This window comes from Candidatus Reidiella endopervernicosa (assembly GCF_013343005.1).
Classification (GTDB): Bacteria; Pseudomonadota; Gammaproteobacteria.
The window spans coordinates 1,036,915-1,052,948 of the sequence record NZ_CP054491.1; the positions used below are offsets into that span (position 1 = coordinate 1,036,915).

At 51.6% G+C, this 16,034-nt stretch carries 15 protein-coding genes and 1 tRNA gene; 11 read left to right on the forward strand and 5 right to left on the reverse strand.

Annotated elements, in window-relative coordinates; translation table 11 throughout:
• The first annotated feature begins 152 nt into the window (after positions 1-152).
• The 10 genes from HUE57_RS05900 to HUE57_RS05945 all read left to right on the forward strand — a co-directional run bounded on the left by HUE57_RS05900 (position 153) and on the right by HUE57_RS05945 (position 8,776).
• A complete protein-coding gene (locus HUE57_RS05900) occupies positions 153-1,046 on the forward strand; it encodes a phosphoribulokinase (protein WP_078484206.1) in 894 nt (297 codons plus the stop codon).
• A 237-nt stretch (positions 1,047-1,283) separates the two neighbouring features.
• Positions 1,284-2,126 (forward strand): HDOD domain-containing protein, encoded by an 843-nt coding sequence (locus tag HUE57_RS05905; RefSeq protein WP_135622309.1) that lies wholly within the window; start codon positions 1,284-1,286, stop codon positions 2,124-2,126.
• Between the two features lie 143 nt (positions 2,127-2,269).
• Positions 2,270-2,500, forward strand: coding sequence for a hypothetical protein (locus HUE57_RS05910; protein ID WP_078484204.1), 231 nt, complete (start codon positions 2,270-2,272; stop codon positions 2,498-2,500).
• A 236-nt stretch (positions 2,501-2,736) separates the two neighbouring features.
• Positions 2,737-3,165: a 50S ribosomal protein L13 gene (gene rplM / locus HUE57_RS05915; RefSeq protein ID WP_078484203.1), complete on the forward strand. Its 429-nt coding sequence runs from the start codon at positions 2,737-2,739 to the stop codon at positions 3,163-3,165.
• Positions 3,166-3,182: 17 nt separating this feature from the next.
• A complete protein-coding gene (gene rpsI / locus HUE57_RS05920; protein WP_078484202.1) occupies positions 3,183-3,575 on the forward strand; it encodes a 30S ribosomal protein S9 in 393 nt (130 codons plus the stop codon).
• Between the two features lie 15 nt (positions 3,576-3,590).
• Positions 3,591-3,664, forward strand: a tRNA-Gln gene (locus HUE57_RS05925).
• 186 nt (positions 3,665-3,850) lie between these two features.
• Positions 3,851-4,873 carry a porin gene (locus HUE57_RS05930; protein WP_078484201.1) on the forward strand — a complete coding sequence of 341 codons (1,023 nt, stop codon included), beginning with the start codon at positions 3,851-3,853 and terminating at the stop codon, positions 4,871-4,873.
• A 110-nt stretch (positions 4,874-4,983) separates the two neighbouring features.
• Positions 4,984-5,532 carry a tetratricopeptide repeat protein gene (locus tag HUE57_RS05935; RefSeq protein WP_174672889.1) on the forward strand — a complete coding sequence of 183 codons (549 nt, stop codon included), beginning with the start codon at positions 4,984-4,986 and terminating at the stop codon, positions 5,530-5,532.
• 208 nt (positions 5,533-5,740) lie between these two features.
• A complete protein-coding gene (locus HUE57_RS05940; protein WP_236860695.1) occupies positions 5,741-7,519 on the forward strand; it encodes a tetratricopeptide repeat-containing sulfotransferase family protein in 1,779 nt (592 codons plus the stop codon).
• A 216-nt stretch (positions 7,520-7,735) separates the two neighbouring features.
• Positions 7,736-8,776 carry a porin gene (locus HUE57_RS05945; RefSeq protein ID WP_078484198.1) on the forward strand — a complete coding sequence of 347 codons (1,041 nt, stop codon included), beginning with the start codon at positions 7,736-7,738 and terminating at the stop codon, positions 8,774-8,776.
• Between the two features lie 96 nt (positions 8,777-8,872).
• On the opposite strand, the gene HUE57_RS19580 is transcribed toward HUE57_RS05945, so the two are convergent.
• Genes HUE57_RS19580 through HUE57_RS05960 form a run of 3 tightly spaced genes read right to left on the reverse strand, consistent with a single transcriptional unit; the run spans position 8,873 to position 10,519 of the window.
• A complete protein-coding gene (locus tag HUE57_RS19580) occupies positions 8,873-9,103 on the reverse strand; it encodes a rhodanese-like domain-containing protein (RefSeq protein WP_174673730.1) in 231 nt (76 codons plus the stop codon).
• Positions 9,104-9,151: 48 nt separating this feature from the next.
• Positions 9,152-9,619, reverse strand: coding sequence for a cyclic nucleotide-binding domain-containing protein (locus tag HUE57_RS05955; RefSeq protein WP_174672891.1), 468 nt, complete (start codon positions 9,617-9,619; stop codon positions 9,152-9,154).
• Between the two features lie 48 nt (positions 9,620-9,667).
• The gene (locus HUE57_RS05960) at positions 9,668-10,519 is read right to left on the reverse strand and encodes a cyclic nucleotide-binding domain-containing protein (RefSeq protein WP_174672892.1); all 852 of its coding nucleotides are present in this window, start codon (positions 10,517-10,519) and stop codon (positions 9,668-9,670) included.
• Positions 10,520-10,685: 166 nt separating this feature from the next.
• Here HUE57_RS05960 and HUE57_RS05965 point away from each other — a divergent pair, with 166 nt between their 5' ends.
• Positions 10,686-14,531, forward strand: a complete 3,846-nt coding sequence (locus HUE57_RS05965) for a DUF3683 domain-containing protein (protein WP_078484196.1) — start codon at positions 10,686-10,688, stop codon at positions 14,529-14,531.
• Between the two features lie 80 nt (positions 14,532-14,611).
• Here the strand turns inward: HUE57_RS05965 and HUE57_RS05970 are convergent, their stop codons facing one another.
• Together HUE57_RS05970 and rpiA are read right to left on the reverse strand one after the other, a co-directional pair.
• Positions 14,612-15,280 (reverse strand): hypothetical protein, encoded by a 669-nt coding sequence (locus tag HUE57_RS05970; RefSeq protein ID WP_135622305.1) that lies wholly within the window; start codon positions 15,278-15,280, stop codon positions 14,612-14,614.
• 74 nt (positions 15,281-15,354) lie between these two features.
• Positions 15,355-16,011, reverse strand: coding sequence for a ribose-5-phosphate isomerase RpiA (gene rpiA, locus HUE57_RS05975; RefSeq protein ID WP_078484194.1), 657 nt, complete (start codon positions 16,009-16,011; stop codon positions 15,355-15,357).
• Between the last annotated feature and the right edge of the window lie 23 nt (positions 16,012-16,034).

A 16,034-nucleotide genomic window follows, 5' to 3' on the forward strand; every position in this document is an offset into this window, starting at 1 on the left:
ATTGACGGCTTCGTGTCGCAGTCTAGTGCGGCACAGACCGAATTTGGGTGGCCTCCATAGTAAATATGTTTGGGGGTGCACTGGGAGCACGCTGGATATTCCGCGTACCCAATTATTAGTTTTGAATTGAATAAAAAGTTAAGGAGATTGATATGTCTGCCAAGCATCCCGTTGTTGCGGTTACCGGTTCTTCCGGTGCAGGTACTACCACTGTAAAGAACGCCTTCGAGCACATTTTCTATCGTGAGAACATCAAGCCGCTGGTTGTTGAGGGTGACTCGTTCCACTGCTTTGATCGTGCTGCGATGAAAGAGGCGATGGCCAAGGCTGAGTCTGAGGGTAACCGTTACTTCAGCCACTTCGGTCCTGAGGCCAACCACTTCGATAAGATCGCCGAGACCTTCAAGTCCTACAGCGAGACCGGTACCTGCAAGCGTCGCTACTACATCCACAGCGATGAAGAGGCGGTTGAGCACAACGCACGTCTTGGGGGTACCGACTACACTGCCGGTCAGTTCACTCCCTGGGATGATATTACTGAAGAGACCGACCTGCTCTTCTATGAGGGTCTGCACGGTTGTGCGAAGGATGGCAACGCGGATGTCTCCAAGTACGCAGATCTGAAAATCGGCGTTGTACCGATCGTTAACCTGGAGTGGATCCAGAAGATCTTCCGTGATAATGCACAGCGCGGTTACTCGGCTGAGGCAATTGTAGATACTATTCTGCGTCGCATGCCTGACTACATGAACTACATTACCCCGCAGTTTTCACGCACCGACATCAACTTCCAGCGTGTACCGACTGTTGATACCTCAAACCCTTTCATCGCGCGCGATATCCCGACGCCTGATGAGAGCTTTGTGGTTATCCGCTTTAAGGATCCGAAGAAGTACAACGTTAACTTCCAGTATCTGCAGAGCATGATTAAGGACAGCTTTATGTCTCGTCGTAACACCCTGGTTGTTCCGGGTGGCAAGATGGGCTTTGCGATGGAGATCATCCTGACCCCAATTATGGAAGAGATGATGGCCAAGCGCGGTTAATCGCTTCCGTTTAAAAAGGCCCGTTCAGCTCAGGTTGAACGGGCCTTTTTATTGCCTGCTGATAGTTAGTTAACACAATTGCTGGGTGTTTTAGTGGCTTTTTTAGTAAAGATTTATGGGTACGACGATGAGTTAGTGTATTATCCATTTACGAAGTAGGTCTTAGGAAGCAGGAACGGACTACGGATTGGTTGAGAACAACAATAAGATAGTTAGGACAGCAGTTTGATCTCCAGTTTGCACGACAAAATTATCTCCCTTGATGGGCTTCCGATCATGCCTGATGCTGCGCGTCAGTTGCTCTATATACGGAATGATCCGCACGCGGGTGCCTACGAACTTGCCCAGATCATAGAGCAGGACCCGGCGCTGACAGCGCAGGTGCTGCGTTACGCCAACTCCCCCATGTTTGCACGTCGCGGTGATATCGATTCTATCCAGGCCGCAGTTGCGCGGGTGCTTGGTTTTGATTTTGTGCTGCATCTCGCGCTGGGCATGCTGGTTGGTAGTAGCATGAAAACAGCGCCCGTGAAGATTGCCGGTATGTCGCTATGGGAGCATGCAGTCTACAGCGCGCAACTGTCGCAGCGGCTGGCTGAGGAGATGCCAATGTCGCATCGGCCGCAGCCGGGTGTGGTCTATCTGGCGGGGCTGCTGCACGATATTGGTCATCTGATGTTTGCCTATCTTTTCCCTGAGCGAATGGCAGAGTTCTCTGCGTCAATTAATGAGCATCCAGAGCAGACGGTCTTGGAGCGTGAGGCATCACTGTTTGAAATGAGCCATGCAGAGTGTGGTGCCCTGTTGCTTGATGTCTGGGGGCTGCCACAGGAGTTGGTCGCCGCAGCCCGATATCATCATGACTGTTTCTTTTCTGGTGAGCATGAGGCGATCACAAGGATAGTGTTGCTCTCTGATCGATTGCTGATGCAAATTGAGCAGAGCGATGCTGAGGGAGTGGAGCTGCCAGAGCAGGTGATTGCGGCACTTGGCCTCACTCAAGAGCAGATCAATAGGGTCTGGGATGGGCTTCTGGAACAGCGTGACGGACTTGATGCGATGGTTAAATTGTTTGCTTAAGAGTTCCTGGTAACCGATCAGATCTTGCGCTGCCGCGCGATATGACAACATAACAACGGTCTCGTTCAATTCATCACGCCTCAACCTCGCGGAGAAGCTGCCGATATTCATATTAGAAGTCGATTCTGATTTGGAGGTGTGTGATGGCTCATTTTGATATGGCTGAGAGTGATCTTCCGCTTGAGTGTTCCGGGGGTGAGAAGAGTGAAATTGCCTACATCGATGGCAATGGCTGGGTGCCTGAGCTGGCTCGGTTGGCAATGCAAGAGCCAGAAGCGCATCTGCATCACGAAAGTCCCTCCATATCGCACCCTCTAGCGGCTGTAGATCCTGATCATTTTTTGGGGCTGATGCGTGATCTAGAGGGAAATTAGATTAAATTCAACTTGGGGGTTGACACTAGGAGTGGAATATTAGAAAATTCTTACATGCTGATCTTTCAGCTGACTCCTCCATCCTCCTTTGGTGGATATTTTTTACGCGCGGCTCCTCACTTTGGCCGCGCTTTTTTTTGTCTGAAATTCAGGTGTCAGAAAGATCTTGTGTGAAGGGGGGGTCTTGGGTAATATACCCGGCTCTTTCTCAGGCTCTTGTTACGGGATAAGGCAACATGAAGACGTTTAGTGCAAAACCGGCAGAAGTAAAGCGCGATTGGTTCATAGTCGACGCTAGCGAAAAGACCCTTGGTAGGCTCGCGAGCGAAGTGGCTCACCGCCTGCGTGGCAAACATAAAGCAGAATATACTCCCCACGTTGATACCGGTGATTACATCGTTGTTATCAACGCGGAGAAGATTCGTGTCACTGGCAACAAGGCCAAGGACAAGATGTATTATCACCACACCGGCTACATCGGTAACCTCAAATCAATCAGCTTCGAGAAGCTGGTTGCCAAGAAGCCTGAGTCGGTAATTGAGCTGGCAGTGAAGGGTATGTTGCCAAAGAACCCACTGGGTCGCGCAATGTATCGCAAACTCAAGGTTTACGCAGGGTCTGAGCATAACCATGCCGCCCAGCAGCCCAAGCCTCTAGAAATTTAATACGGGACGCATAGCAGATGGCTGAACAGCAGAATTACGGAACCGGTCGCCGCAAGAGTTCAACGGCGCGTGTCTATTTGACCCAGGGTAAGGGCGATATCGTGGTAAACGGTCGCTCGCTGGATGAGTACTTTGGTCGTGAGACCGCACGGATGGTTGTTCGTCAGCCACTCGAGTGTGTTGAGATGCAGGAGAAGTTTGACGTTAAGGTTAGCGTCTGTGGCGGCGGTGGCTCAGGCCAGGCCGGTGCAATCCGTCTCGGTATCACCCGCGCACTGATGGCATTTGATGAGTCGCTGCGTCCTTCGCTGCGTAAGGCGGGTTATGTAACTCGTGATGCACGTGAGGTTGAGCGTAAGAAGGTCGGTCTGCGCAAGGCGCGTCGTGCCACCCAGTTCTCCAAGCGTTAAGCACACTATATATATTGGGGAATCGTCTAGCGGCAGGACTGCGGACTCTGACTCCGCCAACCAAGGTTCGAATCCTTGTTCCCCAGCCACAAGAGAAGCCGGTGCAGCGATGTACCGGCTATTTTTATCTCCAAGTGTTGCAAAAAATCAACAATTGAACTTTTTGTAGTTTTTTTTGAAAAAAGTGTTGCATTGGAGAAAAAGAGCGACTAATATCACTCTCGTCCGATGAATACACAACAACTGTTTTTATTAAATCCTTTAAGGAGATCTACATGAACAAGAAGCTTCTCGCTCTCGCAGTTGCAGCTGCAATGACCGCACCTATGGCTGCTAACGCAGACGTCACCATCTACGGCAAGATGCACGTCTCTATCGATGCTACCGATAGCTCAGATTCATCTGACAGCGACAACACCTCTATCTCAAGCAACTCTTCACGCATTGGCTTCAAGGGTTCTGAGGATCTGGGTAACGGCCTGAAGGCTGTATGGCAGGTTGAGAATGACACTGTTCTTGATGAGGCGGATGGCGCCAAGTGGGCTTCTCGCCAGTCTTTCCTCGGTCTTGCTGGTGACTTCGGTACCGTTGCAATGGGTAAGCTCGAAACTCCTTTCAAGCTGATGAACGTTAACCCCTTCGGCGACACTATTGGTGATAACCGCGCACTGCTCGGTACCAACAACGACACCAGCCACACCTTCAACATGCGTACCAAGAACACCATCGCATACATCTCACCAAACATGGGTGGTGTTTCAGTCATCGGCGCATACGTAACCGATCACACCAATGATACCTCTGCTGAGGATGACAACAACACCGACGCATTCAGCGCAAGCGTTAAGTACAAGAGCGGTGGCCTGATGCTGGGTGGTGCTTTCGAGCGTCACAACTTCAGCACTTCTGGGACTGTTGACGGCCTGCGTCTCGCAGCTTCCATGACCATGGGCGCTACCATGGCTGGTTTCGTTTGGGAGAACACCGACGGTCAGACTGACCACGACCGTGATGCATGGACTGTTGCTTTGACCCAGGGTTTTGGTAACAACAAAATCAAGGCTGCTTACACCACTGTAAACGAGTCTTCAAATAACCTTGATGAGGCTTCAATGTGGGCAATCGGTCTTGACCACGTGATGAGCAAGCGCACCACCGTATACGGTATGTACTCTTCACTGACCAATGATGACAACTCAGCACGTCAATTGGGTGTTGCAGGTCACGGCGACAAGCTGACTTCAGTCAGCGGCGGCGACCAGAGTGGTTTCTCTATGGGTCTCGTACACACTTTCTAAGTTCTCTTAGAAAACGTGTAATAAAGAACGGGCGCTTCGGCGCCCGTTTTTTTTGACTTAATAACCTGGTTTCCTTGATGCTATCTCTCATATAAAAGTTGAAGCCTTTATTGGATAGAAGAGATATGGCAGACAATTTGGAACAAGAAATTGCTGATGGAAAGCAGCTTCATCGGGCTGGTAGGCTTGATGAGGCAAAAGTGATTTATCAAAGAGTATTGAATGAGACGCCAGATAATCCAGATGCGCTGCATTTGCTAGGTGTGATCGCTTCAACTCAAGGCGACCATCAAAAAAGCCAGGATTATATTTCAAGAGCTATCAAATACGCCCCGAAGACGTTGCATTATCACAACAACCTAGGGCTTGCGTTGCTTGAGCTTGGAAGAGAGATCGAGGCAGAGCAGGCATTTAAAGTCGAGATTGAGCGTAGTCCCAACCATGTGGTAGCACTCTCTAATCTTGGTTCTCTGCTACAGAAGAGAGGGTGTGTCGATGAGGCGTTAGACCTCTATCTAATCGCGCTTAAGTATGATTCTAAGAATATTACGATTCTAAATAATCTAGCCGCAGCGATGGTCGTAAGTGAAAGATATTCCGACAGCCAGCAGCTGGTGATTGGGATGGTGTTATTACGAATGCTGCGGGAGACTTTCTGATTTTATTGGTTATAGATGATCAAGAGACCATATTTATAATCACCCGATTTCTTGTTTGGAGAATCTATAGAAAATGAATAGAGCGGAGCGACGACGCCAGAAAAACTATCGGAAAAAGGGCGAGTAAGAGGGATCGTAGTACTGCTGATATGGCTTCACAAGGATTACGAGAGAGATTCAGCAAGCATTGAATTGGCTGTGAATCAGCATGTCTCAGGTCAGTTTCAGCAAGCAGAAATGTTCTCAGAAAAGTTCTCGAAGTGCAGCCGGAGCACCCAGTCGCACTACACATATTAGGGTGCTTGCTCATCAGACTGGTGATGATGAGTCCGCTTTATATTATTTGCGAAAGACAATTGCTATAAGCCCAGACTACATTGAGGCGCATAATAATCTTGGAATAGTGTTGTTTGAAAGAGGAATGCTTGATGAAGCTGAAAAGCAGTATAAAAAGGCGATTAAGCTAAAACCAGATTTTGCTGAAGCATATAATAATTTAGGAAATGCTCAGCGTTGCCTGGGAAGATTGGAACAGGCTGTTCAAAGTTATAGGCTGGCTCTGAATATTACTGATGAGTATCTTGAGGCCCGAAATAATCTGGGTGTTTCACTGAGTGAGTTGTCGCAATATGAAGCAGCAACAGAATGTTTTAACAGGGTTCTTGAGGTGAATCCGAATTACGCAGATGCGCATAACAATCTGGCCTATGCTCTTCTGAAGAGAGGGCAATATGATGATGCGATTGAGCGCTGCGTAACGGCATTAGAGTTGCAGCCAGATTTTTCGGATGTGCACTGTAACCTTGCCGATCTCTTTGAAAAGTCGAATCAACTAGACCAACTGAAAGATGCTGTTGATAAGGGGGTGAAGAGCTGCCCGGATGATCAGCGTCTTATGCTGTGGAAGGCACAAGTATTAAGAAGAGATGGTGAGTACCAGTCGGCGCGTGAAGTTATTGAAGCGATATCTGAAGAGAGCTTAGATGAGGCGCATCGAGCACTTCGTGCAAAGCTGCTCGGCGAGGTCTGTGATCGGCTGGGTGATTATAAGACGGCCTTTTCAAACTTTAAGGTGGGTAATCAGCTCGCATCTCGATCTGTCTCATCTAAGCGCTATAACAAAAAGAGATATATAAGTAGCTTGACTCAATATGAGCAGCTCTTTTCCGAAGATTGGGTGGCAAATTGGACTGATGTTTCTCCAGTAGATGATCGTGATGATCCTGTTTTTCTGGTGGGGTTTCCGCGTTCGGGCACAACATTATTGGATACAGTGCTAAGAAGTCATCCTGAGATATCAGTGGCAGAGGAGGTTCCTGCCGTCGAGGCCATGGTGGATAAACTAGAATCGTCTGCTGGAAGTACAGCAGATAATCTCGCCTCACTAGATAGTGATGGTTTGGCCGTTCTGAGAGAGGTGTATTTTAAAGAGTTGGATCAGCACCTTTCAGTTGGTGAGCGAAAGACTGATGTTGTCATCGATAAGCTGCCTTTGAATATTGCGCGGGCTGGTATTATTCACCGTGTTTTCCCTAATGCAAAGTTCATCCTAGCGCTAAGGCATCCGTATGACTGTGTGCTTAGTTGCTTCATGCGTGACTTTGCGTTGAATGATGCAATGGTGAATTTTCTCGAATTGAAGGATGCGGCCGCCTTATACGATCATGTGATGCGTCTTTGGAGTCACTATTGTGATCTTCTGCCTCTTAATTCATATCAGCTTAAGTATGAAGAACTGGTTGAAAATTTTGAAGGTGCCGTTAAGCCCTTGCTGGAATATTTAAATGTGGATTGGAGTAGCGAGGTTGAGAATTATGCTGAAACTGCTCGCGAACGAGGAATGATTAATACCCCAAGTTACGATCAGGTGATTGAGCCGATCTATACGCGTGCAAGCGGTAGATGGGAGCATTATCGAGAAGAGATGGCGTCGGTGCTGCCTGTATTAGAGCTGTGGGCTCGGCACTACGGGTATAGATGGGAGTAAGAGGTTTTCGTAGGAGCTATTCACATAAGGCATTCATATTGTTGATAGCGTACATTTCTGCGAGTTAATGGCACATTCATGGTGCCTAGTGCTCTTCATTGCACCATGAGTGTGCTAATTACGAATTAGTGTTGCTATTTTGATAATTGCTGTTGTTTATTTGTGTTTTCGTAGTAATCTCCAATCGTCGGAAATTACTTATTAGAGGAAATCTAAATGAACAAAAAGCTCATCTCGATGGCGATTGCTGCAGTATTGGCAGCACCAGCAATTTCTGTGGCGGACGTAAGTATCTCAGGCACTATGCACATGTCTATCGATGCAACTGACAGTGGCGATGCGTCTGATAGTGACAATACTTCTGTTTCCAGCAACTTCTCCAATATCGTATTTAGTGGCGATGAGGATCTGGGTAATGGCATGAAGGCGGTTTGGCAGGTGATGAATGTTACCGTGCTTGATGAGTCAAATGGTGCGCAGTGGGCAACTGGTCCTTCTTACCTTGGTCTGGCAGGCGACTTCGGTACTGTAATCATGGGTAAGGCAGATACCCCTTACTTTACCTTCCAGTCTGGCTTTGACGTATTTGATGGTACGCTGGCCGATCTCGCTACCACCATGGGTACCGATGGTGGTGGTAACACGAACGCTTGGAGTGATAACTTCAATCTGACCACGCAGAACACGATTGCTTATATCTCACCAGATATGGGTGGTTTCTCTGTCGTTGGTGCTTATGTTACCGACTGGGACGCTGCGGGTGCAGAGGATAATAACAACACCGACGCGTTCAGTGTGTCTGCTAGCTACAGTAGTGGTGGACTGATGGTAGGTGGTGCATTTGAGCGTCATAACCACGATGGTGGTGTTACCAATGATGGTATCGAGTTGGGTGCGTCAATGACCATGGGTGAGACCAGTGTTGGTCTGCTTTGGGAGAACCTCGACGGTGACTCAAATACTGACCGTGACGCATGGGCTGTCTACCTGACCCAGGGCTTCGGCAACAATACTGCTAAGGTCCTTTACACTACTGTCAACGAGTCAAGTAACAACCTTGACGAGGCGTCAATGTGGGCGATTGGTCTTGATCATGCTATGAGCAAGCGTACTTCTGTATACGGTATGTACGCTTCGCTTGAGAACGATGATAACTCTCAGCGCTCGTTGGGTGGCGTTGATCACGGGGATATCCTCACTTACAACTCTGGCGCAGACCAGAGCGGTTTCTCGATGGGTATCGTTCACAGCTTCTAAGATCTGGTTGTTGTGTGAAAAAAGAAACGGGCGCCAATGGCGCCCGTTTTTGTGTCTGAATAGCGAGTAAGTGCTGTCTGTTTAGTTGGTCTGTTGCTAGCGGATCAGGTAGGCGCTTGGTACATCTTTCAGGCCATCTGTCAGTACGCTGGAACGAAGTCCATCCTGGCTGAGCAGGAAGGCCGCTGCAGAACTACGGCGATAGATCAGGTGATGCAATTCGCGGTCGAGACCAGCGAGATGTTGGCGAATCTCTTGTAACGGGACGTTGATTGCGCCTGGCAGATGGCCTTGGTCATACTCCGCAGGGACCCGAACATCAATCAGCTCTGCACCTTCCTCCGCTGACCGCCATGGAGAGCGAAGTGAGGGCGGTTAGTCCCCGATAGTCGACGCCGTCTGCCTATTCGTAGTTGAGGCGTGAGCGAACGACGGAGAAGATGCAGCAGCGGCTTTATGTCGGCGTAGAGTCACTGAGGGAGTTGTGTAGAGCCGCGAAGAGGTGATTACGCAACGTACGCAGGACGTCGGGGCGCCGTAGGCATAAACGGTCGCGTTAAGTATTTGCCGCTTGCTTGGGCTTGGATGCCCAAAACATGCTTCCGCAAAATAGCGACTCCCCGAAAGCTCCTCAAGTAGGTCCCCGAAACTGAGCCAGTTAAGCATCGGTTCCTTGAGCAGTTCGACAAAGTTCTGCTTGTTGAGTCGTAGCAGTGTTCCATCGGTAACCATCACAACGTTAGCGTTACGAGGGTTGTCGGAGATCAGTGCCTCTTCGCCAAAGGATGCGCCTTCACCAAGTTGCACCAGTTCGACAGGGGCCTCGCCGGCGCTGACCGCCATGGAGAGCGAAGTGAGGGCGGTTAGTCCCCGATAGTCGACGCCGTCTGCCTATTCGTAGTTGAGAGCGCGAGCGGACGACGAAGAAGATGCAGCAGCGGCTTTATGTCGGCGTAGAGTCACTGAGGGAGTTGTGTAGAGCCGCGAAGAGGTGATTACGCAACGTACGCAGGACGGTCGGGGCGCCGTAGGCATAAACGGTCGCGTTAGTATTTGCCGCTTGCTTGGGCTTGGATGCCCAAAACAAGCTTCGCAAAAATAGCGACTCCCGGGTGAGTTGGAGCGGGTAACGGATACCACGCCACTTTCGAGCAGATAGAAGTAGTCGCCGGGATCGCCCTGCTTGATGACCATCTCAGTGGGCTTGGCCTCTATGCGCTCCATCCTTGCCAGCAGTTGTTCGAGATTGGCGGCCGGTAGCTGCTGCAGGATGCTGGAGGTGTGCAGTTGCCCAAGAGTCTGGTTGCTGACTCCAGGCTCTGTGGAAGCATCATTGCTGTGGTCATCTTCAGCGGTGCTGCTGTCATCAACGCCAGCCATCTGATCCCAGGTCAATAGATTGTCGAAGATATCGGCATCAATACGGATGACCTCCGCATGGGAAAGTGTTTTGGCCGTGGCCTGGCGCGGTAGTTTGTGACCGATCGGATGCCATGTCTCAGGCATACCAGCAGTAATGACGCGCTGACTATTACCGATACTTGAGCTTAGTTCGATCTCACCCTCAAGGAGATAGAAGAGGCGTCGATCTCGATCTCCCTCTGTAAACAGAGTGGTATCGGGTTCAACAAATTCGATGACTGTTTGGTCTGCAAGCTCTTGCAAGCGCTCAGACGAGAGCGAAGAGACTGGCTCCAGCCCCTTTAGCGTATCTACATCGACGTGTTCGCTTTCTTCATTCATTCATTCAGGGAGTTCCAGTCCCGCATAGGGATCCCCTTGTTAAGGGTGTTGTTATGTTGTTTGCGGTGCCTTTTGCTGAGGCTATGGTTCGCAGTCCATGCTACACTTCTGCCGCATATTAACTTAACCCGATAGTTTCTGCATCAGGTACTTACCCCCATTCGTCATGAGTAAATCGCAAGCAGCTCGCATTCGCGAAATTCCATACAATTACACCTCATTTTCTGACCGTGAGATTGTCATCCGTTTTCTGGGAGAACGTGCCTGGGAGGTGCTGAATAATCTGCGTGGCGAGCGGAAGACGGGGCGTTCAGCGCGCATGCTGTTTGAGGTGCTGGGCGACATGTGGGTTATCAGTCGCAACCCCTTTATCCAGGACGATCTTCTTGAAAATGAACGGCGTAGAGATGCACTCGTCGGTGCACTCAACCACCGTCTCGATCAGATAGAGCAGCGTGCTGATAGTAACCAACATGCACTTGAGCTACTGGCGATGGCGCGCAGTGCGGTGGCCAAGTTTAAGGAGTGGTTTCCACGTCAGCTGGAGTTGCGGCGTGGTGTCTCAGATCGCATGGCGGGGCTTACCCGTCGAGACAATATCGACTTTGGTGGGCTTGCCCGTGTCTCGCACGCCACCGATGCAACCGATTGGCGTGTTGAGTACCCCTTTGTTGTTCTTACCCCCGATAGTGAGGCTGAGGTCGCCGCACTGGTCGCAGCTTCGATCGATCTTGGATTAACTATCATTCCGCGTGGTGGCGGTACCGGTTATACCGGTAGCGCTGTTCCACTGCATGCCGAGAGCGTGGTGATCAATACCGAGAAGCTCGAGGGCCTGGGTGAGGTCGAGTCGCGTCGCGATGATGTATCAGGTGTCGATGTGGCGGCAGTTAGGGTTGAGGCGGGTGTGGTGACACGTCGAGTCTCAGAGCGTGCGGCTGGCGCCGGTTATGTCTTTGCTGTCGATCCCACCTCGCAGGATGCCTCCACCATCGGTGGAAATATTGCCATGAATGCTGGCGGTAAGAAGGCGGTGATGTGGGGTACCACACTCGATAATCTGCTCTCCTGGCGCATGGTGACTCCCGATGCAGAGTGGTTGGAGGTCGAACGCCTCAACCACAATCTGGGCAAGATCCATGATCAGGAGTGGGTCGAGTTCCGTATTCGCCGATTTGAAGCCGATGGCGTTACCCCGTGTGGTGAGCCTGAGCGGCTGAAGATTGCCGGTGCCGATTTCCGTAAACGTGGTCTCGGTAAGGATGTAACCGATAAATTCCTCTCCGGTCTACCGGGTGTGCAGAAGGAGGGGTGTGATGGCCTGATCACCTCAGCGGTGTTCCTGTTGCACCGTATGCCAAACCATACCCGCACCGTCTGTCTCGAGTTCTTCGGCAGCGATCTGCGTCGAGCGGTGCCGGCGATTGTAGAGATCAAGGACTACCTCGATGCAACCGAGGGTGTGGTGCTCTCGGGCCTGGAACACCTCGATGAGCGCTATGTGCGCGCCATCAACTACTCGAGTAAGGCCTCTCGAGGCGAACGACCGAAGATGGTGCTACTAGCCGATATCTCAGGCGATGGAGAAGACCGAGTTGCTGAGGCGGCCTCAACGATTGTTCGACTGGCCAATGCACGCGAGGCGGAGGGATTTGTTGCCGTCAGCCCCGAGGCGCGTCGACGTTTCTGGCTCGACCGCAGTCGTACCGCCGCCATTGCCGCTCATACTAATGCCTTTAAGATTAACGAGGATGTAGTGATCCCGCTCGACCGTTTGGCCGAATATAGCGAAGGGATCGAACGCATCAATATCGAGCAGTCGATGCGTAACAAACTGACGATGATCGACGAGCTCGAGCAGTGTCTGACAGGTGATATACCCGAGCTGAGTGGCATGCCGGGGCTTGAGGATAGCGAAGAGATCCGCGAAATCGTCGAGCATAAACGCACCGCAGCCTGTGAGCATATCCGCGCGGTGCGCGAGCGTTGGCAGCAGCTGCTTGAACATCAGGAAGAGGGCGCTGGAGGCCATCTGGAGCTTCTACCAGAGGTGCTTCGTGAGCAGATAGATACAAACGATACCCTGATACGGTTGCTGCTTACCCGTCAGCTCAATATCTCCTACCGTGCCGAGATAGAACATCCACTCAAGGAGATCTTCTCTGGTCACGATCTGGAGGCGACCCATCAACGCTTCGATAAAATTCATGCGCGTGTGCGCTCGAGTCGTCTCTTTGTAGCGACTCATATGCACGCCGGTGATGGCAATGTGCACACCAATATCCCCGTCAACTCCAACGACTATGAGATGCTGCAAGAGGCAGATCGCATTGTCGATCGTGTGATGAAGCTTGCGATTGCGCTCGGTGGTGTGATCTCGGGTGAGCACGGTATTGGTTTGACCAAGATGGAGTATCTTGATGAATCGGTGGTCGATGCCTTTGCCCAGTACAAGCAGAAGGTCGACCCTGAGGGGCGTTTCAACCGCGACAAGCTACTGGCGGGTAGCGGGCTGGATAACGCCTATACACCGTCACTACGACTGGTTCAGCAGGAGGCATTGATACTTGAGGAGAGCGAGCTCGGTAGCCTTAATGATGCAATCAGCCACTGCCTGCGTTGTGGTAAGTGCAAGCCGGTTTGCAGCACTCATGTGCCGCGCGCCAATCTACTCTACTCGCCACGCAACAAGATTCTTGCCACCGGGCTGATCATCGAGGCGTTCCTCTATGAGGAGCAGACTCGGCGCGGTCTCTCGATTCGTCATTTCGATGAGATGAACGATGTGGCCGATCACTGCACCATCTGTCACAAGTGCGTAACCCCCTGTCCGGTCAATATAGACTTTGGTGATGTTTCGGTAACGATGCGCACCATTCTGCGTAACCGTGGCCAGAAACGAAGCAACGTTGGCACTCAGCTCTCGATGGCCTATCTGAATGCGACTGACCCGACGGCCGTTAAGCTGATGCGAAAGGGTTTGATCCAGTGGGGCTATGGGGCACAGCGACTCGGCCATGGTTTCCTGAAGCGTCTGGGGCTAGTGAAAAAGGAGCGTCACCCCAAGGCGACGGCCGGTAAGATGAGTATTCCGGTACAGGTGCGGGAGATCATGAAGACGCCGATGCCGAAGACGGCGCCGAGTCAGACCGTGCGACAGTTGCTGGCGCTGGAAGATAGCAGTTATGTGCCGATTCTCCGAGATGCCAAGGTGGTCAGTGAGGAGTCAGAGGCGGTCTTCTACTTCCCCGGCTGTGGCTCGGAGCGGCTCTTCAGCAAGATTGGTATGGCCTCGTTGGCGATGCTCTATGAGCATGGTGTACAGACGGTGCTGCCGCCTGGTTACCTCTGCTGCGGCTATCCACAGACTGCCAGCGGTGATTTGGCCAAGGGTCGGCAGATCACTACCGAGAATAGGGTGCTGTTCCACCGCGTCGCCAATACGCTTAACTATCTCGATATCAAGACGGTGATCGTCTCCTGCGGTACCTGTATGGATCAGCTGCTCAAGTATGAGTTCGAGCAGATCTTCCCCGGTTGCCGACTGCTCGATATCCATGAGTATCTGATGGAGCAGGGCGTTACCCTCAAGGGCAATAATCAGCGTTACCTCTACCACGACCCCTGCCACACGCCGATGAAGCATCACAATCCGGTCTCGGTTGCAGAGAAGTTGCTGGGCAGTGAGGTACGGCTCTCTGATCGTTGCTGTGGCGAGGCGGGCACCATGGCCGTGGCGCGTCCCGATATCAGTACTCAGCTTCGTTTCCGCAAGGAGGAGGAGTTATTGAAGGGTGTTAGAGAGATGGAGCAAGATTGGGGCAATGCACCGGCTAAGCTACTGACCTCCTGCCCCGCCTGTCAGCAGGGGCTGTCGCGTTATGAGGGCAGCACCGGTCTGCAGAGTGATTATGTCGTTGTTGAGATGGCCAGAACTCGTTATGGCGAAGAGTGGATGGATGAGTTTGTTGGGCGAATCAAGGCTGGTGGTATTGAGAAGGTGCTGCTCTAGAAGCTGGTGCTGGATTGGTTGCGTGGAAAAGGACAATAAAAAGGGCGGCAGCTGAAATAGCTACCGCCCTTTTTTGTTGTCTACTGGAACTGGTAGGAGAGACCGATGGAGGCGACCGGCCAGATGTTGAAATCGCTTAGATCATCTTCAAGGTTGGCGCGTTCGATGGCGAGATCGGCCTGTAGAGCATCGACGATAGTTGCATCGGTGCCGACCGCCTTGAGTGTGGCGCTGGGAGAGCCTTGGTAGAGCACGCCCACATCGAAGACAATGTTGACCCCCTTGTTACCGATTGGGTTGCCCCAACCGATGCCTACATAGGGCGCGATGTCGTTAAAATCGATGGTACTCTCCAGGGTGCCGACCAGCTCACTATCGTAGCTGGTGGTGCCTACTTCCCAGAGAGTGCCCGCCTCTGGTTTTCCGGTCAGACCAAACTCATTAGCATTGAGCATTATGCCGCCGGTAAATCGGAAACTCCCTTCAAAGAAGTGCCAATCGAGTAGTGCACTACCGGTGAAGAGATCGACACGAGCGTCATAGTCGATACCGCCCTCACCCATAGATTTGTCATAGGACCAGCCATTGACGCCGACGCGCGCATTGAGATGTGGAGCGAGCTCCTGGGTCATCTCTGCGCCCATGCCGAGGGTACTGATGCGTCCGCCGATGGCCGTTCCCTCGGCCTGAGTGCTGAATGGGGTTGCGAGTAGCGCAGTAACTGCGATCGTTAACAGCCTCTTCATCATCTATTCCTCAAAGTGTGTTTGCCAATGGCTATGTAGAACAGTGTCGGCCGATCGCGGGTTACCTTTAGCCAGCGTTACGGTAGCTGTTTGATGCCTGATGAGGAGCCAAGGATCAGTGCATCGGCTGGGCGTATGGCAAAGATGCCCACAGTGACCACGCCGACGATGCTGTTGATCTGCTCTTCGAACTTCACCGGTTCCATGATTTTCAGATCCTGAATGTCGAGAATGATATTGCCGTTATCGGTGGTGAAACCTTCGCGAAGAATAGGTGTGCCACCAAGTTTGACGATTTCGCGAGCGACATAGCTGCGTGCCATCGGAATCACCTCTATCGGTAGAGGGAAGGCACCCAGCACGTCGACCAGTTTTGAGTCATCGGCAATGCAGACAAACTTGTCGCTCGCTGCGGCGACGATCTTCTCGCGCGTCAGTGCGCCACCGCCGCCTTTAATAAGGTGTAGGTGGCGATTCGACTCATCAGCCCCATCCACATAGAGCGGCAATTGACCGACGCTGTTGAGATCCAGCACCTGGATGCCGTGTCCGCGCAGTCGCTCAGCGCTCGCTTCGGAGCTGGCAACGGTGCCGTCGATTTTTCCCTTCATCGCACCGAGTAGGTCGATAAAGTGGTTGGCGGTTGAGCCGGTACCGACTCCGACCACGGTGCCCGACTCTACATATTCGATAGCGGCTTCCGCGGCCTGTTTTTTCATCTCATCTGGTGTCATGGCCATTTTCCTTCTGCGTAATT

Coding starts and splice junctions, on each gene's coding strand:
- HUE57_RS05900 (WP_078484206.1), top strand. CDS start 153: ATGTCTGCCAAGCATCCCGTTGTTGCGGTTACCGGTTCTTCCGGTGCA.
- HUE57_RS05910 (WP_078484204.1), top strand. CDS start 2,270: ATGGCTCATTTTGATATGGCTGAGAGTGATCTTCCGCTTGAGTGTTCC.
- rplM (WP_078484203.1), top strand. CDS start 2,737: ATGAAGACGTTTAGTGCAAAACCGGCAGAAGTAAAGCGCGATTGGTTC.
- rpsI (WP_078484202.1), top strand. CDS start 3,183: ATGGCTGAACAGCAGAATTACGGAACCGGTCGCCGCAAGAGTTCAACG.
- HUE57_RS05930 (WP_078484201.1), top strand. CDS start 3,851: ATGAACAAGAAGCTTCTCGCTCTCGCAGTTGCAGCTGCAATGACCGCA.
- HUE57_RS05940 (WP_236860695.1), top strand. CDS start 5,741: ATGTCTCAGGTCAGTTTCAGCAAGCAGAAATGTTCTCAGAAAAGTTCT.
- HUE57_RS05945 (WP_078484198.1), top strand. CDS start 7,736: ATGAACAAAAAGCTCATCTCGATGGCGATTGCTGCAGTATTGGCAGCA.
- HUE57_RS05955 (WP_174672891.1), bottom strand. CDS start 9,619: ATGGCGGTCAGCGCCGGCGAGGCCCCTGTCGAACTGGTGCAACTTGGT.
- HUE57_RS05960 (WP_174672892.1), bottom strand. CDS start 10,519: ATGAATGAAGAAAGCGAACACGTCGATGTAGATACGCTAAAGGGGCTG.
- HUE57_RS05965 (WP_078484196.1), top strand. CDS start 10,686: ATGAGTAAATCGCAAGCAGCTCGCATTCGCGAAATTCCATACAATTAC.
- HUE57_RS05970 (WP_135622305.1), bottom strand. CDS start 15,280: ATGATGAAGAGGCTGTTAACGATCGCAGTTACTGCGCTACTCGCAACC.
- rpiA (WP_078484194.1), bottom strand. CDS start 16,011: ATGACACCAGATGAGATGAAAAAACAGGCCGCGGAAGCCGCTATCGAA.